27 protein-coding genes are annotated in these 21640 nt (G+C 63.7%); 13 read left to right on the top strand and 14 right to left on the bottom strand.

What is annotated here, in order from left to right; all coding sequences use genetic code 11:
- Window positions 1–7 precede the first annotated feature (7 nt).
- Window positions 8–730, bottom strand: a complete 723-nt coding sequence (locus G4G27_RS13000; RefSeq protein WP_183109053.1) for a hypothetical protein — start codon at window positions 728–730, stop codon at window positions 8–10.
- A gap of 151 nt (window positions 731–881) precedes the next feature.
- On the opposite strand from G4G27_RS13000, the gene G4G27_RS12995 reads away from it, so the two are divergent.
- The 6 genes from G4G27_RS12995 to queE all read left to right on the top strand — a co-directional run bounded on the left by G4G27_RS12995 (window position 882) and on the right by queE (window position 6110).
- Window positions 882–2072 carry an aspartate aminotransferase family protein gene (locus G4G27_RS12995; RefSeq protein WP_183109052.1) on the top strand — a complete coding sequence of 397 codons (1191 nt, stop codon included), beginning with the start codon at window positions 882–884 and terminating at the stop codon, window positions 2070–2072.
- 53 nt (window positions 2073–2125) lie between these two features.
- The gene (argF, locus tag G4G27_RS12990) at window positions 2126–2992 is read left to right on the top strand and encodes an ornithine carbamoyltransferase (RefSeq protein ID WP_244624712.1); all 867 of its coding nucleotides are present in this window, start codon (window positions 2126–2128) and stop codon (window positions 2990–2992) included.
- A 150-nt stretch (window positions 2993–3142) separates the two neighbouring features.
- On the top strand, window positions 3143–4054 hold the full coding sequence (locus G4G27_RS12985; protein WP_183109050.1) for an Hsp33 family molecular chaperone HslO: 912 nt from the start codon (window positions 3143–3145) through the stop codon (window positions 4052–4054).
- A 111-nt stretch (window positions 4055–4165) separates the two neighbouring features.
- Window positions 4166–4594, top strand: a complete 429-nt coding sequence (locus G4G27_RS12980; protein WP_183109049.1) for a hypothetical protein — start codon at window positions 4166–4168, stop codon at window positions 4592–4594.
- 180 nt (window positions 4595–4774) lie between these two features.
- Window positions 4775–5467, top strand: a complete 693-nt coding sequence (queC, locus tag G4G27_RS12975; RefSeq protein ID WP_183109048.1) for a 7-cyano-7-deazaguanine synthase QueC — start codon at window positions 4775–4777, stop codon at window positions 5465–5467.
- Window positions 5468–5477: 10 nt separating this feature from the next.
- On the top strand, window positions 5478–6110 hold the full coding sequence (gene queE / locus G4G27_RS12970) for a 7-carboxy-7-deazaguanine synthase (RefSeq protein ID WP_183109047.1): 633 nt from the start codon (window positions 5478–5480) through the stop codon (window positions 6108–6110).
- Between the two features lie 22 nt (window positions 6111–6132).
- Here the strand turns inward: queE and G4G27_RS12965 are convergent, their stop codons facing one another.
- From G4G27_RS12965 to lipB, 3 genes are all read right to left on the bottom strand, one after another.
- A complete protein-coding gene (locus G4G27_RS12965) occupies window positions 6133–6816 on the bottom strand; it encodes a hypothetical protein (protein ID WP_183109046.1) in 684 nt (227 codons plus the stop codon).
- Window positions 6817–7008: 192 nt separating this feature from the next.
- Window positions 7009–7263, bottom strand: a complete 255-nt coding sequence (locus G4G27_RS12960; protein ID WP_183109045.1) for a hypothetical protein — start codon at window positions 7261–7263, stop codon at window positions 7009–7011.
- A 104-nt stretch (window positions 7264–7367) separates the two neighbouring features.
- Complete coding sequence (gene lipB, locus G4G27_RS12955) at window positions 7368–8033, bottom strand: lipoyl(octanoyl) transferase LipB (protein WP_183109044.1); 666 nt, start codon at window positions 8031–8033, stop codon at window positions 7368–7370.
- A 110-nt stretch (window positions 8034–8143) separates the two neighbouring features.
- Here lipB and G4G27_RS12950 point away from each other — a divergent pair, with 110 nt between their 5' ends.
- Both G4G27_RS12950 and G4G27_RS12945 read left to right on the top strand, forming a co-directional pair.
- Window positions 8144–8977 carry a hypothetical protein gene (locus G4G27_RS12950; protein ID WP_183109043.1) on the top strand — a complete coding sequence of 278 codons (834 nt, stop codon included), beginning with the start codon at window positions 8144–8146 and terminating at the stop codon, window positions 8975–8977.
- An 8-nt stretch (window positions 8978–8985) separates the two neighbouring features.
- Window positions 8986–9744 (top strand): hypothetical protein, encoded by a 759-nt coding sequence (locus G4G27_RS12945; protein WP_183109042.1) that lies wholly within the window; start codon window positions 8986–8988, stop codon window positions 9742–9744.
- Here G4G27_RS12945 and G4G27_RS12940 read toward each other — a convergent pair.
- Genes G4G27_RS12940 through G4G27_RS12930 form a run of 3 tightly spaced genes read right to left on the bottom strand, consistent with a single transcriptional unit; the run spans window position 9699 to window position 11638 of the window.
- Window positions 9699–10307, bottom strand: a complete 609-nt coding sequence (locus G4G27_RS12940; protein WP_183109041.1) for a GNAT family N-acetyltransferase — start codon at window positions 10305–10307, stop codon at window positions 9699–9701. The two genes, G4G27_RS12945 and G4G27_RS12940, sit on opposite strands and share 46 nt — an antisense overlap.
- 30 nt (window positions 10308–10337) lie before the next feature.
- Entirely contained in the window at window positions 10338–11183 is an 846-nt protein-coding gene (gene hemF / locus G4G27_RS12935; RefSeq protein ID WP_183113778.1) for an oxygen-dependent coproporphyrinogen oxidase, read from the bottom strand.
- 5 nt (window positions 11184–11188) lie between these two features.
- Entirely contained in the window at window positions 11189–11638 is a 450-nt protein-coding gene (locus G4G27_RS12930; RefSeq protein WP_183109040.1) for a tRNA (cytidine(34)-2'-O)-methyltransferase, read from the bottom strand.
- Between the two features lie 452 nt (window positions 11639–12090).
- Here G4G27_RS12930 and petA point away from each other — a divergent pair, with 452 nt between their 5' ends.
- The 5 genes from petA to G4G27_RS12905 all read left to right on the top strand — a co-directional run bounded on the left by petA (window position 12091) and on the right by G4G27_RS12905 (window position 16052).
- Window positions 12091–12675 carry a ubiquinol-cytochrome c reductase iron-sulfur subunit gene (gene petA / locus G4G27_RS12925; protein WP_183109039.1) on the top strand — a complete coding sequence of 195 codons (585 nt, stop codon included), beginning with the start codon at window positions 12091–12093 and terminating at the stop codon, window positions 12673–12675.
- Between the two features lie 10 nt (window positions 12676–12685).
- On the top strand, window positions 12686–13981 hold the full coding sequence (locus G4G27_RS12920) for a cytochrome b N-terminal domain-containing protein (protein ID WP_183109038.1): 1296 nt from the start codon (window positions 12686–12688) through the stop codon (window positions 13979–13981).
- A gap of 22 nt (window positions 13982–14003) precedes the next feature.
- Window positions 14004–14843: a cytochrome c1 gene (locus tag G4G27_RS12915; protein ID WP_183109037.1), complete on the top strand. Its 840-nt coding sequence runs from the start codon at window positions 14004–14006 to the stop codon at window positions 14841–14843.
- 1 nt (window position 14844) lies between these two features.
- Entirely contained in the window at window positions 14845–15399 is a 555-nt protein-coding gene (locus G4G27_RS12910; protein ID WP_183109036.1) for an adenine phosphoribosyltransferase, read from the top strand.
- A 110-nt stretch (window positions 15400–15509) separates the two neighbouring features.
- Complete coding sequence (locus G4G27_RS12905; protein WP_183109035.1) at window positions 15510–16052, top strand: peptidase; 543 nt, start codon at window positions 15510–15512, stop codon at window positions 16050–16052.
- A 34-nt stretch (window positions 16053–16086) separates the two neighbouring features.
- Here G4G27_RS12905 and G4G27_RS12900 read toward each other — a convergent pair whose 3' ends face one another.
- The 7 genes from G4G27_RS12900 to G4G27_RS12870 all read right to left on the bottom strand — a co-directional run bounded on the left by G4G27_RS12900 (window position 16087) and on the right by G4G27_RS12870 (window position 21426).
- Complete coding sequence (locus tag G4G27_RS12900) at window positions 16087–16536, bottom strand: MaoC family dehydratase (RefSeq protein WP_183109034.1); 450 nt, start codon at window positions 16534–16536, stop codon at window positions 16087–16089.
- Window positions 16537–16608: 72 nt separating this feature from the next.
- Window positions 16609–17874, bottom strand: a complete 1266-nt coding sequence (locus G4G27_RS12895; RefSeq protein WP_183109033.1) for an ectonucleotide pyrophosphatase/phosphodiesterase — start codon at window positions 17872–17874, stop codon at window positions 16609–16611.
- Between the two features lie 59 nt (window positions 17875–17933).
- Window positions 17934–19034, bottom strand: a complete 1101-nt coding sequence (gene ychF, locus G4G27_RS12890; protein ID WP_183109032.1) for a redox-regulated ATPase YchF — start codon at window positions 19032–19034, stop codon at window positions 17934–17936.
- A 101-nt stretch (window positions 19035–19135) separates the two neighbouring features.
- Window positions 19136–19327, bottom strand: a complete 192-nt coding sequence (locus tag G4G27_RS12885) for a hypothetical protein (RefSeq protein ID WP_183109031.1) — start codon at window positions 19325–19327, stop codon at window positions 19136–19138.
- A gap of 114 nt (window positions 19328–19441) precedes the next feature.
- Window positions 19442–20044, bottom strand: coding sequence for a TIGR02466 family protein (locus G4G27_RS12880; RefSeq protein WP_183109030.1), 603 nt, complete (start codon window positions 20042–20044; stop codon window positions 19442–19444).
- Window positions 20041–20613: an aminoacyl-tRNA hydrolase gene (gene pth, locus G4G27_RS12875; RefSeq protein WP_183109029.1), complete on the bottom strand. Its 573-nt coding sequence runs from the start codon at window positions 20611–20613 to the stop codon at window positions 20041–20043. The genes G4G27_RS12880 and pth overlap by 4 nt, the downstream gene beginning before the upstream one ends.
- 108 nt (window positions 20614–20721) lie before the next feature.
- Window positions 20722–21426, bottom strand: a complete 705-nt coding sequence (locus tag G4G27_RS12870) for a 50S ribosomal protein L25/general stress protein Ctc (RefSeq protein WP_183109028.1) — start codon at window positions 21424–21426, stop codon at window positions 20722–20724.
- Window positions 21427–21640 lie beyond the last annotated feature (214 nt).

Here is a 21640-nt window from a genome sequence, read left to right as displayed (position 1 = left end):
TGTCGGTTCAGGATTCCAGCCCCGCCGCCAGCTTGCGCAGCGCGGGGCCGGGGTCCTCGATCGGGTCACCGTGCGACACGATGATCCGCCGCAGATCTGGAAGCGCCGCCCAGTCGCGCATCTGCGCCGCCAGCGCTTTCGGATCCTTGATCCACATGCGCCGGACGACGCGCGGGACTTGCGGTGCCGAGACACCGAAGCCCATCAGCCGCGCGAGGATTTTCGCGCCGATCCCGTGGGGGTGGCGGACATGGCCGATGATGTCGTTGGTGAGCAATGTCGTGCCGCCGGCGCGCCGGACGCTCAGCGCGGCCTCGCGCGCTTCGGTGCCCGCCACGACGATCAGCTCCACCGCATCGTCGCCGAACGCGCCTTCCGTGAGGTCGACCGGCACCGCTTCGGACACGGCCTCGCGTGCGCCGGGCACGGCGACGACCCGGATATCGGGATAGCGTTGTTTCCAGATCCGTGCGTCGAGGCGATGACCGCCATTGGGCACGATCAGGAAGCTGGGTCGCCCGAGCGCTTCGATCCGCGCCATTTCCGGTTCGTCGAGCGCGATCGCGCTCCAGATCGCGGTGCGCGCGCCGCTCAGGCCGACCACCGTCATGCGGCGCGGAAATTTGCCCAATGGCATGGCGATCGTGCCGGCCACGGTCAGGATGCCGTCGTCGATTTCGGTCAATGGTCCGTGCGGCTGTACCGTCCATTTTTCCAGGACCTTGGTCACCGGGCGTCTCCTTCGTGTCATTCAACCCGGCGAGCGCCCGATCGATCCCGATTGACCCCGAACTGCAATGATTGACGCTCCTCCGGGCAAACCCTAAAAGTCCGCTTCGGGCGACCGTTCTGGTCGCCCTTTGCTTTTCAGGAGCGCTGTCATGCCGATCACCCCACTCATGCCCGTCTATCCCCGCTGCGGGGTGCGGCCGGTGCGAGGCGAGGGCGTGTATCTCTATGGCGAACAGGGCGAGAAATATCTCGACTTCGCCAGCGGCATCGCGGTCAATGCGCTCGGTCACGGTCATCCGAAACTGGTCAAGGCGATCGCCGATCAGGCCGCGACGCTGATGCATGTGTCGAACCTTTACGGGTCGCCGCAGGGCGAGAAATTCGCCCAGCGCCTGGTCGATGCCAGCTTTGCCGATACGGTGTTCTTCACCAATTCGGGCGCCGAAGCGGTTGAATGCGCGATCAAGACCGCGCGTCGCTACCACTTCGTCAACGGCAATCCCGAACGCCATGACCTGATCACCTTCGACACCGCGTTCCACGGCCGGACACTCGGCACGATCAGCGCGACTAACCAAGCGAAGATGCGCGACGGATTCGAACCACTGCTGCCGGGCTTCAAATATGCCAACTTCAACGATCTCGAAGGCGCTCTGGCGCTGATCGACGAGAATACGGCAGGTTTCCTGGTCGAGCCGATCCAGGGCGAGGGCGGCATCCGCCCGGCGACCCAGGAGTTCCTTAAAGGACTGCGCAAGGCGTGCGACAAGCACGGCCTGCTGCTCGTGCTCGATGAAGTCCAGGCCGGCTATGGGCGTACCGGCAAACTGTTCGCGCATGAACTTTACGGCGTCGTGCCGGACATCATTGCAGCAGCCAAAGGCATTGGCGGCGGCTTCCCGCTCGGCGCGTGCCTTGCGACCGAGGAAGCGGCCAAGGGCATGGTGATCGGCACGCATGGATCGACCTATGGCGGTAACCCGCTGGCGATGGCGGCGGGTGAAGCGGTGCTCGACGTGATCCTCGAACCCGGTTTCCTTGAGAATGTCGAGAAGATGGGCGCGCGGTTGCGTCAGGCGCTCGAGCAGATGATGCCCAATCACGACCATCTGTTCGATCATGTGCGCGGCCACGGCCTGATGCTCGGCATCAAGCTCAAGTCCGACAGCCGCCGTTTCGTCGCGCATTGCCGCGACAATCACGGGCTGCTGACCGTGGCGGCGGGCGACAATGTCGTGCGCATCCTGCCGCCGCTGGTGATCGACGAAAGCCATATCGCGGAGTGCATCGAACGGTTGAGCGAGGCGGCGCGGGTCTATGTACCCGCCGCGGACGAGTGAGCTACCGTCACTTCCTTGACCTGTCGGATGCCGGAGGCGACGGGGTCGCGGCGATGATCGCCGATGCGCTCGACCGTAAGGCGCTGCGCAAGGGCTGGCCCAAGGGCCGCGCGGATAGCGACGTGCCGCTCGCCGGCCATGTGCTGGGCATGGTGTTCGAGAAGAACTCGACCCGCACGCGCGTGTCCTATGACATGGCGATGCGGCAATTGGGCGGCAGCTCGATCGTGCTTGATGCGGGCACGACGCAGCTTGGGCGCGGCGAAACGATCGCCGACACCGCGCGCGTCCTGTCGGGTTACTGCGACGCGATCATGATCCGCACCGACGATCATGCCAAGATCGAGCAGATGGCCGAATATGCTAGCGTGCCGGTGATCAACGGCCTGACCGACGCGTCGCATCCGAGCCAGATCATGGCCGATCTGCTCACCGTGATCGAAGCGGGCAAGCCGCTGCCCGGCCTGAAATGGGCCTGGCTCGGCGACGGCAACAATGTGCTGGCGTCGATCATGGAAGCCGCCGCGCTGATGCATTTCGATGTCGTCGCGGCGTGTCCGCAAGGGTTCATGCCGTCGGAAAGCGATGTTGCCCGGAGCCAGGGCCGCGCACGCGTCGTCGGTACCGCGGCGGAGGCGGTCGAGGGAGCGGATGTCGTGGTCACCGACACCTGGATCTCGATGGGCCAGGAGCATGCCGAGACCAAGCTCAAGGCGATGTGGCCCTATCAGGTCGATGAGGCGCTGATGGGCAAGGCCAGGGCCGATGCCGTGTTCATGCATTGCCTGCCTGCGCATCGCGGCGAGGAAGTGACCGATGCGGTGATGGACGGGCCGCAATCGCTGATCTGGAAAGAGGCGGAAAACCGCATGCATGCGCAGAAATCGATCCTGCGCTGGTGCTTCGGGCAGATCGGCTGAGATTCCGGCTCAGTTGTCAGGCGCGGGTTCGTTCCTACATCACCGTCTCAACCAGACAGATTGCCCCTCCGTTCGTTTCGAGCCCTTCGAGTGCCTGTTGGCCAGCAGTCGAAGCGCTCGAAACGAACCGAGGTGGCCGTGGGAATGACGATGGAAGATCCTGAACTCAACGACACCGACCGCGCGCTCGGTTTCACCATTCCGGCGCGGCATGCGCGCGGGCGGATCGTGCGGCTCGGACCGTTGCTCGATACCATTCTCGCCGCGCATGCCTATCCGCCCGCGATCGAAGCATTGCTGGCGGAGGCGCTGACGCTTGCCGCGTTGATCGGATCGACGCTCAAGGACGCGGGCGGCCAGCTAACCCTGCAGGCGCAGACCGATGGCGGCGTCGTCAAGCTGCTGGTGTGCGATTACAAGGGTGGCGAGTTGCGCGGTTATGTCGATTTCGACGCGGAGCGCCTGGCGGCGGGGCCGGAACAGCCGAGCCTGTTCGCGCTGTTCGGCGCGGGCTATCTTGCGATCACTTTCGACCAGGCGGCGACGAAGGAGCGTTATCAGGGCATCGTGCCGCTCGATGGCGACACGCTGGCCGAGGCGGCACAGAATTACTTCGTTCAATCCGAGCAGATTCCAACTCTGGTCAAGCTCGGTATCGCCCGGCGCGCCGATGGCGGGCACGTTGCCGGCGGCTTGTTCCTGCAGCATCTGCCAGAGGGCGAGGAGGGGCGCGAGCGCATCCACACGCGGCTCGACCATCCCGAATGGGAGCATGTCGCGATCCTTGGCGGGACGATGGGCGCCGACGAACTCGCCGATCCGGCCTTGCCGCTCGAAACGCTGATCTGGCGCTTGTTCAACGAGGAGGACGAGGTGCGCCTGCTGTCGGAGGTTGCGGTGACGCGCGGCTGCCGCTGCTCGCCCGATTATATCGCGCAGGTGCTGAGTAAATTCCCGGTCGAAGAGCAGCGCGCCATGGCCGGCGAGGATGGCATGATCACGGTCGATTGCGCCTTTTGCGCACAAAAATTTCCCGTGGCCGTGACGGATGTCGTTTTATGACAATCAATGTCGTTTCGTAACCGTTATTGTAACTCTTTCGATCACTCCCCAGATCGTGCTGGGGGTTCTGGTTTGCGCATCCGGCGCGACCAGTGATGACTGGATGTGATGATGCGGGTTCCGACGACGATCCGCCCGGCCTTGTTCGGGCTGCTCTTTCTGGGGGGTGTCGCTGCCGCCGAAGGTCCGGCGCGGGCGCCGCACCTGATTGCGCTCGATGCGATTGAACAGGGGCAGTGGCAGCTGCGCGAGGTCGGCGGACCGGGCGCGCGCAGCCTGTGCGTCGCCGATCCGCGCATTCTGCTTCAGCTCCAGCATGGCAAGGCGCAATGTTCGCGCTTCGTCGTCGCCGACACCGCCAGTTCGGCGATCGTCCATTATACCTGCCCGGGTTCGGGGCATGGGCGCACCACGATCACCGTTGAAACCGGGCGGCTGTTCAAGTTGCAGACGCAGGGGATCGCTGACGGCGCGCCGTTCGACTTCAGTTACGAAGCGCGCCGCGTCGGGGCCTGCGGCGTCGGCGCGGGCACGCATTAAGCGGTTGTTTACCTTGGGGTGGCAAAGCGATGGATGTGTCATTTTACGGTGACGCTTTCTTCCCTAGCGGCTCCTGGAGGAGCCACCCCTGGGTCGCTTACGGGCGGCCCGTTTTTTTGCCTGGACGGTTTTTATCCGGGGTTGCGGTGACGCGCCGTTGTCCGTAGCGCGGGACACATAATGACATCTGCAAACACCTACGCGGTCGTCCTGATCTCGGGCGGGCTTGATTCGATGGTCGCGGGCGCGCGGGCCAAAGAGGATGGGCACCGGCTGCTCGCACTCTCGATGGACTATAATCAGCGCCATCATGTCGAACTGGCCGCGGCGCGGCGCATCGCGCATATGCTTGGCGCCGAGCGCCATATCGTCATGCCGCTCGACCTGTCGGCCTTCGGCGGTTCCGCGCTGACCGCCGATATCGATGTGCCGAAGACCGGCGTGGGCGATGGAATTCCGGTCACCTATGTGCCGGCGCGCAACACCATCTTTCTCAGCCTCGCGCTTGGCTGGGCCGAGGCGGCGGGCGCGCGCGATCTGTATATCGGCGTCAACGCGCTGGATTATTCGGGTTATCCCGATTGCCGCCCCGAATTCATCGCTGCGTTCGAAGGACTGGCCGAACTCGCGACCAAGGCCGGGGTCGAAGGTGCGCCGTTCAGGATTCATGCGCCGCTGCAACATATGACCAAGGCGGATATCGTGCGCGAAGCGGCGCGGCTCGGGCTCGACGCGGGGCTCAGCTGGTCCTGTTACGATCCGGCGCCGGGCGGGGTGCATTGCGGACGTTGCGACAGTTGCCGGCTGCGCGCCAAGGGGTTCGCGGAGGCCGGGCTGCCCGATCCCACCGCTTATGCCGTTCTGCCCGCCTGAGGCTGTGACGATGAGCTATGCCGTCAAGGAGATGTTCCTCACCCTGCAGGGTGAGGGCGTGAACGCCGGCCGGCGCGCGGTGTTCGTGCGTTTTGCCGGATGCAATCTCTGGTCGGGCCGCGAGCAGGACCGGGCGACCGCGGTGTGCCGCTTCTGCGACACCGATTTCGTCGGTACCGATGGCCTCGGCGGGGCGAAATTCGCCGGCGCCGATGCGCTCGCCGACGCGGCTTTGGGCTTCTGGGGCGAGGGATCGGAAGGCCGCTTCGTCGTGCTGACCGGCGGCGAGCCGATGCTTCAGGTCGATGATGCGCTGATCGAGGCGCTCCACGCGCGCGGCTTCGAGATCGCGATCGAGAGCAACGGCACCCTGGCCGTGCATCCCGGTATCGACTGGGTCTGCATCAGCCCCAAAGCGGGTAGCGAAGTCGTGCAACGCTCAGGCGACGAGCTCAAGCTGGTCTGGCCGCAGCCCGGCACGGACATCGATGCGATCGAAGGCTGGGACTTCACCCACTTCCTGCTCCAGCCGCTCGACAGCGCGGCGGCGGAGGCCAATCACGCCGCGGCGATCGCGCTGGTGATGGATCGGCCGCGCTGGCGATTGACGATCCAGACCCACAAGCTGCTGGGGCTGCGCTAGAGTCTTTGCGTCTAAATTGGGATCAGTAACGCGTCACCCACTGGACGGTGGGGCCGCATTTCTTGTCGTTCCATTCGCCCTTCTTGGTCCAGCATATCGCATCGACGCGGGGCACGCTGATCGTGCGGTCGAGGCGAATGCCGCGCGGGAAGCGTTGTTCGCCATAAGGGACAAGGCTGTTGCGGAGCGATCGCATGCGGTTCATCGCGACCTGGTACAAGGTTCCCCGCGGCTGGAAGATTGCGTCGCGCCCAACCGACGAGGCGGTCTGGCAAAAGCCATATTGGGCGGTCGCGGTGGTGAAGCTGCCATAGACGCGCGTGCCGAACTGATCGAGCGCGGTCTGGCCGGCCTTGGGGGTCTTGTTGATGCGCTTGAAATATTTGGTGAGCACGTCGTACGATTTTGCCAGCTCTTCCTTATGGTCGACCATCAGGCCGTTATAGTTCGACACGGTCAACAGCGTCGGTTCGAAATCGCAGCTGAGCGCGGCAATATTGAGTGCGGCGCGCATGTTCCACAGCAGGGCGGCGCGGATTTCCGCATCGGTTGCACCGGGCATTTCGACGCCGATTCCGGGTTCGTCGCCGCGTACCGGCGGGCCGCTGAAATCGCGCGATGCCATGAAGAATTGCGCCGATGCCGGCGTCGCGGCAAGCGCGCCGGCGGCAACTAGGGTGGAAACCAGGATACGCAACGCAGTCATCACTAACCTCTCACACTCGATGCCGCACCGGTTACGGCTTTTTGTCCGGTGCCCCAAGCATTTTTACCATGATTCCAAATGCTACGACTGTCCAGCACTACGCGGTATCGCATCTGCCCGATCAGGACGGCCGGAATCGAAAGGGCCGCCCGGTTTCCCGGGCGGCCCTGAACATAACAACCCGAAGGTCGATTACATTGCGTTCGTGGTGACCGTTTCGTTGGTGACGACGGTGTTCGACACGGCCGTGTCGTTCGCCAGTGCCGCACCATTGTCGGTTGCGCCGTCGACCGTGGTCATGTTGTCCGTGGTCATGGTGTCCATGCCCTCGGTTGCGTTCAGATCGGTAACCAGCGTGTTGTCGGTGGTCGTGGTGGTGGTCGGACCACAGGCCGAAACCGCCAGCGCGGCGCCAACGATCATGGCCTTGGTGATGAATGCACGCATTTTGGAAAGCTCCCTAGATAATGGATCTGGATGGCCTCGAGACCTTTAATACCCAAACCGAGGTGGACATTAGTCTTATTAGAGACGTGCCTCAAGCCCAGTTTTCAGACGGGGTCTCCGCCGAATGCAGAAACCGTTTCAAGGAACGAGTCCGCGCCCAACGCCAGAGCGGCGTCAAAAGTTGCAAGATCCGTCGCTTTCCCGAGCTTTTGCGCGCTGGTCACGGGGAATTCGGCCAGGCCGCACGGCACGATGCCGCCGAAATGAGACAGGTCGGGCGACAGGTTCACGGAGAAGCCATGCATCGTGACCCATTTCTTCACGCGCACCCCGATCGCGCCGATCTTCGCCTCCTGGCCATGATCGAGCGTCCAGATGCCGATGCGGCCTGGTGCGCGAAACGCGGTGATGTCGAACTGGCCGAGTGCGGCGATTACCCAGCCTTCGAGCGCATGGACAAAGCGCCGCACATCGCGGCCGCGCTTGTTGAGGTCGAGCACGACATAACCGATGCGCTGTCCCGGCCCGTGATAGGTGTAACGCCCGCCGCGACCGGCATCGACCACCGGAAAGCGCGGATCGATCAGCTCGGCCGGGTCGGCGCTGGTGCCCGAGGTATAGACTGGCGGATGTTCGAGCAGCCAGACCAGTTCGCGCGCAGTGCCCAGCGCCACTGCTTGCGCACGCGCCTCCATTTCGGCGAGTGCCACCGCATAGTCGACCGGCTGCGACGCCACGCGCCATTCGATATCGTCGAGAAAGCTACCCACAATCGGCCACTTGGCCCTCCCGACCCTCCGGCGCAAGCATTGGCAAGCGCGGCATGCCTGCGCTAACAGCGAGGCGAGCGCGCACAAGGCGGGCGGGAGTCGCACCGAATATGGTCATTATGGGGAATGTCTGGGATCGCGCGACCGAGTTTCTCAGCGATAATCTGTCGGCCGTCGTACCGATCGCGCTGTTCGCGATCTTCCTGCCGATGTCATTGCAGGCCAATCTGGCGCCGCTGATGACAGCCTCGCCGGTCGCAACACTGGGTCTCGCGCTAATCGTGGGGATCGTCGTTCGCTGGGGGCAGGTTGCGATTACCGCATTGGCGATCGATCCCGCCGCCGGACGCTCCGCAGCGATCGGGATCGCGAGCAAGCGGCTGTTGCCGTTGATCGGTGTGATCGCCCTGATGTTCGTCGCAGCGATGCTGCTGGTCGCGCCGATCGGCGTGGCGATGGGGCTGTCCGGCTATGATTTCACAGCGGCGATGGCCGGAAGCCAGCAGGAGATGCCCCCGGCCATAGCCGGCTTCGTGGCGATCTATGGCCTGGTCACCGTATTGGTGTTGATCTGGGTCGCGGCGCGGCTCGCCCTGGTCTATCCGATCATCGTATGGGAGCGCCGCGGCCTGGGTGTGTTTCGTCGGTCCTTCGTGCTGACGCGCGGCATTACCTGGAAAATCATTGGTGTGATGGTCCTGTTCGGCATCGTCGCGATCGTGGCGGTCCTCGCCGCGAAATTCGTCTTCGGATCGCTGTTGAACCTGGTTGCCGGCGGTGAGGGAGATATTTCGGTGGCGACCGTGCTCACCTCGATCCTGGTCGGCGCAGTCGAGACCGCTTTCACCGCGCTGCTGGCGGCGTTTTCCGCCAAACTTTATCTAGCGGTGCGCGACCGGCGGGAATCGATCGTCGAATCGGACATGAATCGCGGCACACGATGAGGAATGGTATGGCGGGTACGCTCGCCGATGCGTGGGCGATGTGGAAGGCCGATCGTGGGCTGTTGCTGCCGGTCGCGGGATTGATCCTTTTCCTGCCGCTGTTCGCGATCATGCTGCTGGCGCCGGCTATGCCGCCCTTGTCGGTCGACCCCGAGATGACCGATGCCGCGCGCCGCGTGGTGGCCGAAACGGTCTCCAACTGGATGCTGACCTATGGCGGCTGGTACCTGCTGGCATCGGCGATCGTGCAATATGGCGCGCTGGTCATATTGATATTGTATCTTCAGGCCGACCAGCCTGATCTCGGTGCCGCGCTGGCCCGCGCCTTTCGGTTGTTCCCGCGTTACCTGCCGGCGATGATCATCACTGGCCTGCCGCTCGGCTTCGGACAGTTCTTCGTGCTGTTCCTGCTACCTGGCCTGTATCTTTTCGGGCGGCTGATGGTCGTCGGACCGATCCTGATCGCGGAACCGCAACCGAGTATCCGGCGCTCGGTCGGCCGGAGCTGGGTCTTGACGCGGGGTAACGGGCTGACGGCAGCGGCACTGGCCGGGGTGACCGTCCTTGGCGGCGCGCTTGCGGCGCTGCCGTTCGTGCTGATCGACCATCGCCTGACCGCCGCCAAAATGGCCAACCCGGTCGTGATCGCGATGGTCGATGCGGCCGCCGCCGGGGTGACCGCGGCATCGATGATGGCGGTCGCGTTGATCCAGATCGCCTTTTACCGGCGGCTGCTGTCGAGCCCGGTGCCGAACAAGGGTATCTGAGGCGCGGCGTCGCGCGGCAGGTCGCCGGTCAGGCGCGGATCGGGAAAGGTTTCGATCGTGCGGCTGATCGCCGCGAAGCCGGATTTGCGATAAAAGCCGAGAGCCGCTGGATGATCGAGCGTGCAGGTATGGACCCAGACGCGGTCGATCCCCTTGATCCAGGCGCGGTTGAGCGCCTGCGCCATCAGCCAGCGCCCATGACCCTGTCCGGCCAGTTCCGGGATCAGTCCGAAATAGCTTAGCTCGCAAGTGCGCGGTTCGCGAAAATCCAGTTCGAGCATGCCGACTTCGATTCCCGCCGAATCGACCACGGCAAAGATCGCCACATCCGGATCGTGAATGATCCGAATCAATGCGCGATCATCCATGACCAGGCGCGAGAACCATAGCCAGGGTGCCCCGACCCGGCGGAACAGCGCGCGATATTTGGCGGGCGTCGGCCGATCCCAGATGGTCAGCCGCAGGCGCGAATCGGGCAGGGGGCGCGCCGGCGGACGCTGGCGCATTTCCAGCGTGGTGACGATCGTCGCCACCTCGGCATCGGCGACCGGCGTCAGGCCCATGCGATCATTCCCGTCCTTATTCCCACCCCATTATTCCCATGTAGCGACTGGCGGCAGGCTCATCAGGATCGCGTCGATATTGCCGCCGGTCTTCAATCCGAACAAAGTGCCGCGGTCATAGACCAGGTTGAATTCGGCATAACGGCCGCGCCAGTTGCGCATCGCGGCAATGTCCGCATCGCCGAACGCATCGTTCATGCGCCGCCGCACGATTCGCGGATAGATGTCGAGAAACGCCCGACCGACATCCTGAGTGAAGGCGAAATTGGCGGCGAAATCGCCCTCGAGATGATCATAGAAGATGCCGCCGACGCCGCGATGCACGCCGCGGTGCGGGATGTAGAAATAATCATCGGCCCATTGCTTGAAGCGTGGATAATGGGCAGCGTCATGCGCGTCGCACGCCGCTTTCAGCGTCGCGTGGAAATCTTCGGTATCCTCGCCCTGCGGCAAGGGTGGATTGAGGTCCGCGCCGCCGCCGAACCAGCGCTTGGTGGTGACCAGGAAACGCGTGTTCATATGCACTGCGGGAACATGCGGATTGGCCATATGCGCGACCAGGCTGATGCCGGTGGCGAAGAAGCGCGGGTCATCGCCCGCGCCGTGGATCGACTTGGCGAAATCGCCTTCGAACGTGCCGCCGACGGTCGAGACATTGACCCCGACCTTCTCGAACACCTTGCCCTTCATCACGCCACGCACGCCGCCCCCACCATGCGCGCCCGACGGATCGGTGCGGTCCCAGGCGATATAGTCGAACGCAGCGTCCGAGCCGGCCTCGCGCTCGATACTCTCGAACTCAGCGCAGATCAGGTCGCGCAGCTGTTCGAACCAGGTGCGTGCCTGCGTCTGCTCGCCATCCATCTCAACGCCCATCTCGATCACGCGGGATATCCTCCGGTCTGCCGCAACGCCTCGCCGAGCGCGATGCCCGTCGCGACCGCGACATTCAAGGACCGCATGGCCGGAGCAAGCGGGATGCGTACCGCCAGCTCGGCGCGGTCATGCACTTCGGGCGGCACGCCGCTGCCCTCCGACCCCATCAGCAGCACGTCGTCCGGCTCGAAGCGTGCCGTATCGAGCCGAATCCCGCCGCGCGTGGTCAGCAATACGATCCGCCCGGCGACCTGCGCCTCGAACGCGGCCCAGTCGATATGGCGCTTCACCAGAACGGCTGGAACATAGTCCATGCCCGCCCGGCCGAGCGCGCGATCGGAAAAAGCGAATCCCATCGGCTCGATCAGGTCGACGCCGACGCCGAAGCACGCCGCCGTACGCAAAATGGTGCCGACATTGCCGGCGATGTCGGGCTGATAGAGGGCGATCCGCATGTTTCGCGCATATCCTGTGCCGCCAGGGTGTGCCATCGTTACTGACACCAATCGTGATCGCCCGTGTGAGGCCGCTGGCAAGGAGCGCGGCGCAGGCGCGTAGCATTCGCTACGTGCTAGCAAGCGACGCAGCCAGCGGCCTCACACGGGCGACCGCTTCGCGGCGGGCGGATTTTGGCGCACAGCGGCGTCGCGCGTCGGTCACGATGGAAAGCCATCGCTCCCTCCTTGCTCCTGGCCGGGCGCCAAAATCCGCTCCGTCCCGATCGGTGTCAGTAACGATGACGCACCCTCATACCGCAACAGGCCTAAAATGCTGTTGGCAAAGCCGTCCGCTCGCGTCTATCAGGCCGCCAGCCTCCGTGGGGACGGAACCGGCTGGCCGAGCGGGCAAATCTCTGCGCGAAGCCTCGCCACCGTCGAAACGGGTTAAGAAGTGCAAGGGCAAGTGAATGGCAATTGTTGATACCGCGGTGCCGCCCGGGGAAGACCCGGCTCCTTTCCACGAACATGTGGACGACCCGCGCCGTCGTGACTTCATCAATATCGCGGCGGTCGCCTGGATCGGCGTCGGTGGCGCAGTCACCGTGCTGCCGCTGATCAACCAGATGAACCCGTCGGCGGATGTGCTTGCGCAATCGACCACCGAGATCGATCTGTCGAAGATTGTCCCCGGTCAGGCGATCAAGACCAGTTTCCGCAAGCAGCCCCTGTTCGTACGCAACCTGACGGCGAAAGAAATCGCCGAGGCCGACGCGGTTGACGTCAAGACGCTGCGCGACCCGCAGACGCTGGCCGAGCGTACCAAGGAAGGCCACAAGAACTGGCTGATCACGCTTGGTGTATGCACCCATCTCGGCTGCGTGCCGTTGGGCGCGGGCGAGGGCGAGATCAAGGGCCCGTTCGGCGGCTATTTCTGCCCGTGCCACGGTTCGGCGTACGATACCGCCGCGCGCATCCGTAAAGGTCCGGCACCGAGCAATCTGCACGTGCCGGATTACACTTTCTCGTCGGATACGACGGTCGTCGTCGGTTGAGGATCCAGATATGAGCTTTCCCTGGGCCAAGCATTATGCGCCGACCAACCCGCTGATGAAGTGGGTCGATGAACGGCTGCCGCTCCCCCGTCTCGTCTATAATGCCGTCGGCGCGGGTTATCCCGTGCCGCGCAACCTCAATTATTTCTGGAACTTCGGCGTCCTCGCCGGTGCCGCACTCGGCATCCAGATCATCACCGGCATCGTCCTCGCCATGCATTATGCGGCGAATGGCGGCGTGGCGTTCGATTCGGTCGAACACATCATGCGTGACGTCAATGGCGGCTGGATGTTGCGCTATGCGCACGCCAATGGCGCGTCGATGTTCTTCATCGTGGTTTATATCCACATGTTCCGCGGGCTTTATTACGGCTCGTACAAGGCGCCGCGTGAGATGGTGTGGCTGCTCGGCGTGGTCATCTTCCTGTTGATGATGGCGACGGCGTTCATGGGTTATGTGCTGCCATGGGGCCAGATGAGCTTCTGGGGCGCGCAGGTGATCACCGGCTTCTTCTCGGCGATACCCGTGGTCGGCGATTCGATCCGTATCTGGCTGCTTGGCGGCTTTGCACCGGACGATGCCGCGCTCAACCGCTTCTTCTCGCTCCATTATCTGCTGCCGTTCGTAATCGCGGGCGTCATCATCCTGCATATCTGGGCGCTGCATATTCCGGGGTCGAACAACCCGACCGGCGTCGAAGTGAAGGGTGAACAGGACACGGTGCCGTTCCATCCTTACTATACGGCGAAGGACGGCTTCGGGCTCGGCATCTTCCTGCTGATCTTCGCGGTGCTGCTCTTCTATGCGCCGAATTATCTCGGCCATCCGGACAATTACGTCCCGGCCAACCCGCTTTCGACGCCCGCGCACATCGTGCCCGAATGGTATTTCTGGCCGTTCTACGCGATTCTGCGCGCCTTCACCGTGGACTTCATCCTGCCGGCGAAGCTGTGGGGCGTGCTGGCAATGTTCGGTTCGATCCTGCTGCTGTTCTTCCTGCCCTGGCTGGATACCTCGCCGGTGCGCTCGGCCAATTACCGGCCGACCTATCGCATCTTCTTCTGGATCCTGATGCTCGACATCCTGGTGCTTGGTTATTGCGGCGGGTCACCGGCCGATCCGGTTTATGTGATTCTCAGCCAGATCTGCGCCGCTTATTATTTCGCCCACTTCCTGATCATCATGCCGATGATCGCGCGGTCCGAACGGCCACGGCCGCTGCCCAATTCGATCACCGAAGCGGTGTTGTCGAAGCATGGCGGCACCAGCCCGGCCCAGAGTCCTGCCGCGTCCGCGCTGGCGTAAGCGAACAAGAGGGATATCGAAGATGGTTCGCTTTTTCGCATTTTTCGTCGGAGCTGCTTTCGCTGGCATGCTCTTGGCCGGATTGGGCAGCACGCTTTATGGGCTGGCCAACGATCCGCCGGCGGCCACGGCCGAGCATGAATTCCACAAGCATCCCAAGGAGCTGGCGCTCGCCTCGGATGGCGTGTTCGGGAAGTTCGACGAGCGGCAGCTGCAGCGCGGGCTTCAGGTCTACAAGGAAGTCTGCTCGGCGTGCCATTCGCTCCGCCTGGTTTCCTTCCGCGACCTTGAGGGCATCGGCTATAACGAAGCACAGGTGAAGAATTTCGCCGCCGGCTTCGACACGATCCCGACGGTCAACCCGGACACGGGTGAAGCCTCGACGCGCAAGGGCATCCCCTCGGATCGCTTCCCGTCGCCGTTCGCCAACGATGTTGCCGCGCGCGCCGCGAACAACAACGCGATCCCGCCCGATCTGTCGCTGATGACCAAGGCGCGCCATGACGGCTCGGCCTATGTCTATTCGCTGCTCACCGGTTTCCAGAACCAGCCGGCAAAGCTGCTCAAGGAATTCCCGGATTCGAAGACGCCGCCGGGACTGCATTACAACCCGTATTTCGCGAACCTCAACCTCGCGATGGCGCCGCCGCTGACCTCGGAAGGCCAGGTGGCCTATCTCGACGGCACGCGGCCAACGGTCGATCAGATGGCGAAGGACGTTTCGGCGTTCCTGACCTGGACCGCCGAGCCCAAGCTTCAGGCACGGCGTCAGACCGGCTTTGCGGTGATCATCTTCCTGCTGATCTTCTGCGGACTCGCCTGGGGCGCGTATCAGAATGTCTGGCGCGACGTGAAGCATTGAGATGAGCGACGGCGCCTTGCAGGGCTCGAATGACGACCTCAAGGCGCTGATCCGCACAATCCCCGACTTTCCCAAGCCGGGGATCATGTTCCGCGATATCACCACGTTGCTGCTCGACGCGCGCGGCTTTGCGCAAAGCGTCGAGCGGATGGCGGCGGCGACGATCGGCAAGGTCGATCTGGTCGCGGGAATCGAGGCGCGCGGCTTCCTGTTTGCCGCCGCGCTCGCGCTGCCGCTCAACGCCGGCGTGCTGCTGATCCGCAAGGACGGCAAACTGCCCGGCGCGACGATCGCCGAGGATTATGCGCTCGAATATGGCACCGACCGGATCGCGATGCATGCCGACGCCTGCACACCCGGCGCCAATGTCCTGCTGATCGACGATTTGATCGCCACCGGCGGTACCGCGCGTGCGGCGGTACGCCTGTTGCGCAAGGCGGGTGCGGTGGTGACGCAGGCGCAGTTCCTGGTCGACCTGCCCGATCTGGGCGGTGCGGATGCGCTGCGTGCCGAGGGCCTCACGGTAACCTCGCTGGTCGCTTTCGCGGGACATTGAGGAGGCGGCGAAGCCAGGCCGGCCCCCGCCCCGGGAACAAGGCTTGCCGCCGCATCGTTCTATCCTGGTAAGCGGCGCATGTGCCGCACCTGATGCTCGGGAGAGTGGCGATGTTTTCACGCAAAATAGCGCTTGCGGCCCTCGCGCTGGCCGCGACCGCCGGTCTTGGCGGCTGCACCGACGGCTATGGTTATAACGGCGTTTCGATGGGTTATAGTTCGGGCGGCTATGGCGGCTATGGCGGCGATTATTATGACGCCGCTTATTATGGCGGCGGTTACGGTTACGGCGGAGGCTATGGCTGGTATGGCGACTATTATTACCCCGGCACCGGCTATTACGTCTATGACCGCAATCGTCGTGCGCATCGCTGGAACGATGGCCAGCGCCGTTATTGGGAAGGGCGTCGCGATCGTCATTGGGACGGCCGCAATGGCCGCGACAATTGGCAAGGTTTCAACCGCGACCGCCGCGTCGACAACCGCGACAATCGACAGGATCGCTGGGGCGGACGCCAGGGCTATCGCGACGGGCAGGGTGTGCGCGAGCGACCTCAGTCAGGACGAGGCGATGGCGGCCGCACCTATCGGCCGGAGAATCGCGGCGACCGTGGCGCGTCACGGCCGGGAAACCGGCCCGGCCGGCGCAACTGATGCGCGACTGTTCTCCGGCCCCGGCCGGAGGGCATCACGCCTTGGGGCGCGTCTGGACCAGGCCGATCGACGTAAAGGTCATTACCGGCACGTCGTCCTGGTTGAGCACGGTCATCTTCGAACGGAAGCTGCCCATTTCCGGGCGGCTCTGTGACGGGCGCTTTTCGATGACCTCGGTTTCGCAGCGCAATGTGTCGCCGGGATAGACCGGCTTGAGCCAGCGCAGTTCGTCAACGCCGGGCGAACCGAGTCCCGCCTGTTTATGGGCCTTCAAATTGGCGACGACCATCGACATGACCATGCCGCATGTGTGCCAGCCGCTGGCCGAAAGCCGCCCGAAATGCGTCTTTGCCGCCGCTTCGTCGGAGAGATGGAAAGGCTGCGGGTCGAACTTCTCGGCATAGGCGATCACCTCTTCGCGCGTGACCAGATAGCTGCCAAAGCTGGACTTGGCACCAACGGCGATGTCTTCGAAATATTGCATAATATGAGTTTCGCAATGAAACTCGCTTCACGCAAGCCCAGAAATCAGCACCCAGAAATCAGCATCCAGAATTCAGCGTTTCGCCGCGTTCCAGGTCGCCAGCTTGCCATCGGTCGTGCCGGGGGCGATGCCCAGCGTCGCGGCAAGCAGCGGCTGGATGTCGACATTGTCGAACGGCGGCAAAACGCGCCCGCTGGCAAAGGCCGGACCATTGGCGATGAACAACGCCGCCATTGCCGGATCGGCATTGTCGTAACCGTGATTGCCGCCGCCAAATGACTCGGTCGGGGCACTCTTGTTGATCAACCACCCGGTTTCGGCGAGGCACAGATAGGGCGGCACGCGCGGGTTCGTGCCATAAACAAAGCGCGCCGGAATCTCCGCCTTGCGCCAGCATTGCATATGGTCGTGCGGCCTGAGCAGGGATTTCTCCAGCGCCGCTTCGTGTCCGGGAATTGCGGCGAGCGCGGCATAGGGTCCGCTCTCGACGACGCGATAATCCGCCGGATCGGCGACCTTGTCGAGCGCGACGACACGATCGCTGCTCGTCGCCGCCATGCCGTGATCGGCGACGATGACGAGGTTGGCGGGCTGGGCGAGCGATTTCAGGCCTTCGACCAGTTCGCCGATGATCTTGTCGATAGCGCCGACCGCCGCGGTGGTGCGCGCATCGTCGGGGCCGAACATATGGCCCGCCGTGTCGACCGTATCGAAATACAGCGTCACGAAGCGCGGCCGGGTCGCCGACGGGCGACGCATCCAGTCGATCACCGCACTGACGCGCTGCGTGCCGGTCACCGCCTGGTTGAATTGCTGCCAGTCGTCGGGCCGTGCGCCGCCGGTGATCGCATTGGGCCATTTTGCCGCGCGCGTGCCGCCGACCGGCACATTCGATCCCGGCCAGAACATCGTCGCTGTGCGAATCCCCGCCTTGTCGGCAGTCACCCAGAGTGGCTCGGCCTCGCTCCACCAGAAGGGATCGTCGGTCGCCATGGTGAAGGTCTCGCCGGGGCGGGCGGCATCCTCCATCGTGTTGGCGACGATGCCGTTATGGTCGGGGCGCAGCCCGGTAACCAAGGTATAATGGTTGGGGAAGGTCTTGGACGGAAAGGACGGGCGCATCGGCGCGGTCACGCCGCCGGCCGCCAGACCGGACAGGACCGGCGTCACGCCGCGCGTCAGATAATCGGGACGGAAACCGTCGATCGACACCAGGATCGTCACTGGTGTGCGGACGTCGGCGGTGCTGGCGAGTGCCGGTGAATTGGCGGGCGCGGTGACGCAGGCTTGAAGCGCCACGCATAAAGCGGCGGCAACGATACGGCTCATCCAGTGCATCCGCGCCTCCTGCTTCAGTCCTGCGTCATCCGTATGACATCAGACAGGGCCTCAGAGTCTCAGACGTTGAAGCGGAACAGCAGCACATCGCCGTCGTGCACGACATATTCCTTGCCTTCGGAACGCAGCTTGCCCGCGTCGCGCGCGCCGCTTTCACCGCCCAACGCGATATAATCGTCATAGGCGATCGTCTCGGCGCGGATGAAGCCGCGTTCGAAATCGGTGTGGATCTCGCCTGCTGCCTGCGGTGCCTTGGCCCCGACATGGACGGTCCAGGCGCGTGCTTCCTTCGGGCCGACGGTGAAGAAGGTGATCAAATGAAGCAGCGAATAGCCGGCGCGGATCACGCGGGCGAGACCGGTTTCCTCCAGCCCCAGCTCGGCGAGGAATTCGCCGCGTTCGTCCGGTGCCATGGTGGCGATCTCGGCCTCGATCGCGGCCGAGACGATCACCGCCTCGGCGCCTTCGGCCTTGGCCTTTTCGAACACGCGCGCCGACAGGGCGTTGCCGTTGGCGGCATCGCCCTCATCGACATTGCAGACATAGAGGACCGGTTTGGAGGTGAGCAATTGCGCCTGACCGAAGACCCGCGCCTCTTCCTCATCCTTGGGCACGGTCAGCCTTGCGGGTTTGCCTTCGCGCAGCAATTCGAGCGCCTGGCCGAGCACTGAGACGGCGATCTTGGCTTCCTTGTCGCCCTGTGCCGCCTTTTTGGCGAAATTGGGCACACGCTTTTCAAGGCTTTCCAGATCGGACAGCATCAATTCGGTTTCGACCGTCTCGGCATCGGCGATCGGATCGACCTTGCCCTCGACATGGGTAACGTCGCCGTCCTCGAAGCAGCGCAGCACATGCACCACGGCATCGACTTCACGGATATTGCCGAGGAACTGGTTGCCCAGGCCTTCGCCTTTCGACGCGCCACGCACCAGGCCGGCAATGTCGACAAAGCCGAGCTGGGTTTCGATGATCTTGGCCGAACCGGCGATCGCCGCGAGCTTGTCGAGCCGCGGATCGGGTACCGCGACATTGCCGACGTTCGGCTCGATCGTGCAGAACGGATAATTCGCCGCCTGCGCCGCGGCCGTCTCCGTCAGCGCGTTGAACAGCGTCGACTTGCCGACATTGGGCAAGCCCACGATACCGCACCGAAAACCCATCTTATCGCCTTGATCGTCATGAAGCCGGACCACCCGGCGGTTGGTGACGCGCGATAGGGGGTTCGAGCGCCGAGCGCCAGTGCTGCGTTACGCGGAGTTGATCAGGCGTTTCCGCCGACCAGGTGGAGCGGGCTGCCAGTTCCAACGGCGCCAACGCTGGTGGCGCGTTCTTCGTGCATCCGCGCCAGAGTCAGATGGACTCGTGCGACCGACGGATCGGTGGCGCCCTGCGCGCGCCGGGTTTCGGCTTGGGCGCGTTGCTGGTGATATTCTCGATCGTCAAACCGCATCATTCGAACTCCTGTTCGAGTCGTTTGGTCCCGCTCGAGCATCATAACAGAAAGTGCGGCGACCCGCCTTAATCTCCGTCTAGTCGAAACGGCGCGCCGGTCTCGATTATCCGTGCCTCAGCGATAGTTGAAGCTGATGCTGATCCGCTTGCTCTTCGCGGTGCCCGGCGGGACTTCGTGGCGCAGCCAGCTTTCCCACAGCAGGACGGTGCCATCGGATGGGGCGACATAAACGAAACTGCGCAAATCCTCGGGCGCATCCTCGTCGCGGGTCGGCGCGGCCATCATCAGCGGCAAGCGCGGATCCTCCAGCTTGAGCGGCCCGGCGCCGGGCGGGACGGCGATATAGACCGTGCCCGAGACGATAGAATGCGGGTGGATATGCCCGGAATGCGTACCGCCGGGCTTCAGGACATTGACCCACAGGCTGTCGAGCTTGAGCTTGCGGCCGCCCAGATCGAACGCGCAATCGGCGGCGAATTTCGCGACATGCTTGTTGAGCCGCTTGACCAGTTCGCCGATCGTTGGATCGCGCAACGGCAAGTCGTTCAACGAAGCGTAGGAGGTATAGCCGCGATAGCCATGCTCCTTGGACCAGGCGCGGCCGGCGCGGTCGTCCTCGGCGAGCATGCGGCAGGCATGGTCGAGCTCCTCGACGAATTCGGGGTCGTTCAAGCTGCCTTCGTAAAGGCGCGTGGCGAAAAGGCTGCGGCTGGTCATGAATCTGCCAATCTGAGCGCGACATCGCTCATGAAACGTGCATCGTCCGGCTTGGCGAGCCACGGCGCCTCGGCCGCGATCGCGCCGAGCAGATCGGACAGCGAGTCCATCTCCGCCTTGGCGTAATTGCCCAGTACATGGCCATGCACGCGGTCCTTGTGGCCTGGGTGACCGATACCGATGCGCACGCGGCGGAAATCGGGCCCAAGATGCTGGTCGATCGACTTCAGGCCGTTATGCCCGGCCGTGCCGCCGCCGGTCTTCACCTTGACGCGAAACGGGTCGAGATCGAGTTCGTCGTGGAACACGGTGAGCGCGTCCATATCGAGCTTGTAGAAGCGCAACGCTTCGCCGACGCTACGCCCGCTTTCGTTCATGAAGGTCGCGGGTTTGAGCAGCAGGATCTTTTCGCCGCCGACGCGCCCTTCCTGAGTCCAGCCCTGGAACGCCTTTTTCACCGGACCGAAATCATACAGGTCGGCGATCGTGTCGGCGACCATGAAGCCGACATTGTGCCGGTTGAGCGCATATTGCTCGCCGGGATTACCAAGGCCGACCCAGAGTTGCATTCGATCTCCATGAGGTAAGAAAAAGGGCAGGGGAAGCGGTCATATCGACCAGCATCCCGCTGCCCCTCTCCCAACCCTCTCCCCGGAGGGGAGAGGGCTTTATTTGGCTTACTCGGCCTTGTCGCCTTCGGCGGCGTCGTCGCCACCTTCAGTCGCCTCGGCTTCGGCCTCGACGGCTTCAGCAGATTCGGCGGCCTGTGCTTCCGCGACAGCGGCGTCGGCTTCTTCGTCCTCGACGGTTGGGACGGTCGGCGGCACGATCGTCGCGATGGTGAAGTCGCGGTCGGTGATCGCCGAGGTCACGCCCTTGGGCAGGTCGATGTTGGAGATGTGGATCGCATCGCCGATTTCCTTGCCGGCAAGCGAGACGGTGATCTGGTCGGGGATGTCGGCCGCGTCGCACACCAGTTCAAGCTCGTGCTTGACCACGTTGAGCACGCCATTGCCCTTCTTGATGCCAGGAGCGTCTTCCTCGTCGGTGAACACGACGGGGACGTTGACGTGCACCGTGGTGTGCGCACCGATGCGCAGGAAGTCGACATGCACGGGCCGATCGGAAACGGCGTCGAATGCGACGTCCTTGGGCAGCGTGCGGATCGTCTTGCCGCCGGCATCGACCATCACGACCGAATTCATGAAGTGACCCGTCATCAGGAGGCGCATCAGCGCCTTTTCCTCGACGTGGATCGACAGTGGTTCTTGCTTGTTGCCGTAGATAACGGCGGGTACGCGGCCTTCGCGACGCAGCGAACGGGAGGCTCCCTTGCCAACCTGTTCACGCGTCTCGGCTGCGAGCGTTAGCTGTTCGCTCATGTTCTTGCTCCGAAATACGTTATGGTACTTCCCGTCAGGCCTCCAGGGATGACCCTGACCGGAAGCGCGGCGCTATAGGGGAGCAGGGGGCAAGAAGCAACTCGCTACATTCCCTCTCCCATCGGGAGAGGGAGGGAGCGCCGGAGGCGCGGAAGGGTGAGGGTGAGAAGTTATTTCCAGTCACCCTCATCCGGCGCTTCGCGCCACCTTCTCC

Source organism: Sphingomonas sp. So64.6b, assembly GCF_014171475.1.
GTDB lineage: Bacteria > Pseudomonadota > Alphaproteobacteria > Sphingomonadales > Sphingomonadaceae > Sphingomonas > Sphingomonas alpina_A.
Note: the sequence above shows the minus strand (reverse complement) of the source record. Positions and strands in the feature narration are given on the sequence as shown.

Coding starts and splice junctions, on each gene's coding strand:
- G4G27_RS12995 (WP_183109052.1), top strand. CDS start 882: ATGCCGATCACCCCACTCATGCCCGTCTATCCCCGCTGCGGGGTGCGG.
- argF (WP_244624712.1), top strand. CDS start 2,126: ATGATCGCCGATGCGCTCGACCGTAAGGCGCTGCGCAAGGGCTGGCCC.
- G4G27_RS12985 (WP_183109050.1), top strand. CDS start 3,143: ATGGAAGATCCTGAACTCAACGACACCGACCGCGCGCTCGGTTTCACC.
- G4G27_RS12980 (WP_183109049.1), top strand. CDS start 4,166: ATGCGGGTTCCGACGACGATCCGCCCGGCCTTGTTCGGGCTGCTCTTT.
- queC (WP_183109048.1), top strand. CDS start 4,775: ATGACATCTGCAAACACCTACGCGGTCGTCCTGATCTCGGGCGGGCTT.
- queE (WP_183109047.1), top strand. CDS start 5,478: ATGAGCTATGCCGTCAAGGAGATGTTCCTCACCCTGCAGGGTGAGGGC.
- G4G27_RS12965 (WP_183109046.1), bottom strand. CDS start 6,816: ATGACTGCGTTGCGTATCCTGGTTTCCACCCTAGTTGCCGCCGGCGCG.
- G4G27_RS12960 (WP_183109045.1), bottom strand. CDS start 7,263: ATGCGTGCATTCATCACCAAGGCCATGATCGTTGGCGCCGCGCTGGCG.
- G4G27_RS12950 (WP_183109043.1), top strand. CDS start 8,144: ATGGTCATTATGGGGAATGTCTGGGATCGCGCGACCGAGTTTCTCAGC.
- G4G27_RS12945 (WP_183109042.1), top strand. CDS start 8,986: ATGGCGGGTACGCTCGCCGATGCGTGGGCGATGTGGAAGGCCGATCGT.
- G4G27_RS12940 (WP_183109041.1), bottom strand. CDS start 10,307: ATGGGCCTGACGCCGGTCGCCGATGCCGAGGTGGCGACGATCGTCACC.
- hemF (WP_183113778.1), bottom strand. CDS start 11,183: ATGGGCGTTGAGATGGATGGCGAGCAGACGCAGGCACGCACCTGGTTC.
- G4G27_RS12930 (WP_183109040.1), bottom strand. CDS start 11,638: ATGCGGATCGCCCTCTATCAGCCCGACATCGCCGGCAATGTCGGCACC.
- petA (WP_183109039.1), top strand. CDS start 12,091: ATGGCAATTGTTGATACCGCGGTGCCGCCCGGGGAAGACCCGGCTCCT.
- G4G27_RS12920 (WP_183109038.1), top strand. CDS start 12,686: ATGAGCTTTCCCTGGGCCAAGCATTATGCGCCGACCAACCCGCTGATG.
- G4G27_RS12915 (WP_183109037.1), top strand. CDS start 14,004: ATGGTTCGCTTTTTCGCATTTTTCGTCGGAGCTGCTTTCGCTGGCATG.
- G4G27_RS12910 (WP_183109036.1), top strand. CDS start 14,845: ATGAGCGACGGCGCCTTGCAGGGCTCGAATGACGACCTCAAGGCGCTG.
- G4G27_RS12905 (WP_183109035.1), top strand. CDS start 15,510: ATGTTTTCACGCAAAATAGCGCTTGCGGCCCTCGCGCTGGCCGCGACC.
- G4G27_RS12900 (WP_183109034.1), bottom strand. CDS start 16,536: ATGCAATATTTCGAAGACATCGCCGTTGGTGCCAAGTCCAGCTTTGGC.
- G4G27_RS12895 (WP_183109033.1), bottom strand. CDS start 17,874: ATGCACTGGATGAGCCGTATCGTTGCCGCCGCTTTATGCGTGGCGCTT.
- ychF (WP_183109032.1), bottom strand. CDS start 19,034: ATGGGTTTTCGGTGCGGTATCGTGGGCTTGCCCAATGTCGGCAAGTCG.
- G4G27_RS12885 (WP_183109031.1), bottom strand. CDS start 19,327: ATGATGCGGTTTGACGATCGAGAATATCACCAGCAACGCGCCCAAGCC.
- G4G27_RS12880 (WP_183109030.1), bottom strand. CDS start 20,044: ATGACCAGCCGCAGCCTTTTCGCCACGCGCCTTTACGAAGGCAGCTTG.
- pth (WP_183109029.1), bottom strand. CDS start 20,613: ATGCAACTCTGGGTCGGCCTTGGTAATCCCGGCGAGCAATATGCGCTC.
- G4G27_RS12870 (WP_183109028.1), bottom strand. CDS start 21,426: ATGAGCGAACAGCTAACGCTCGCAGCCGAGACGCGTGAACAGGTTGGC.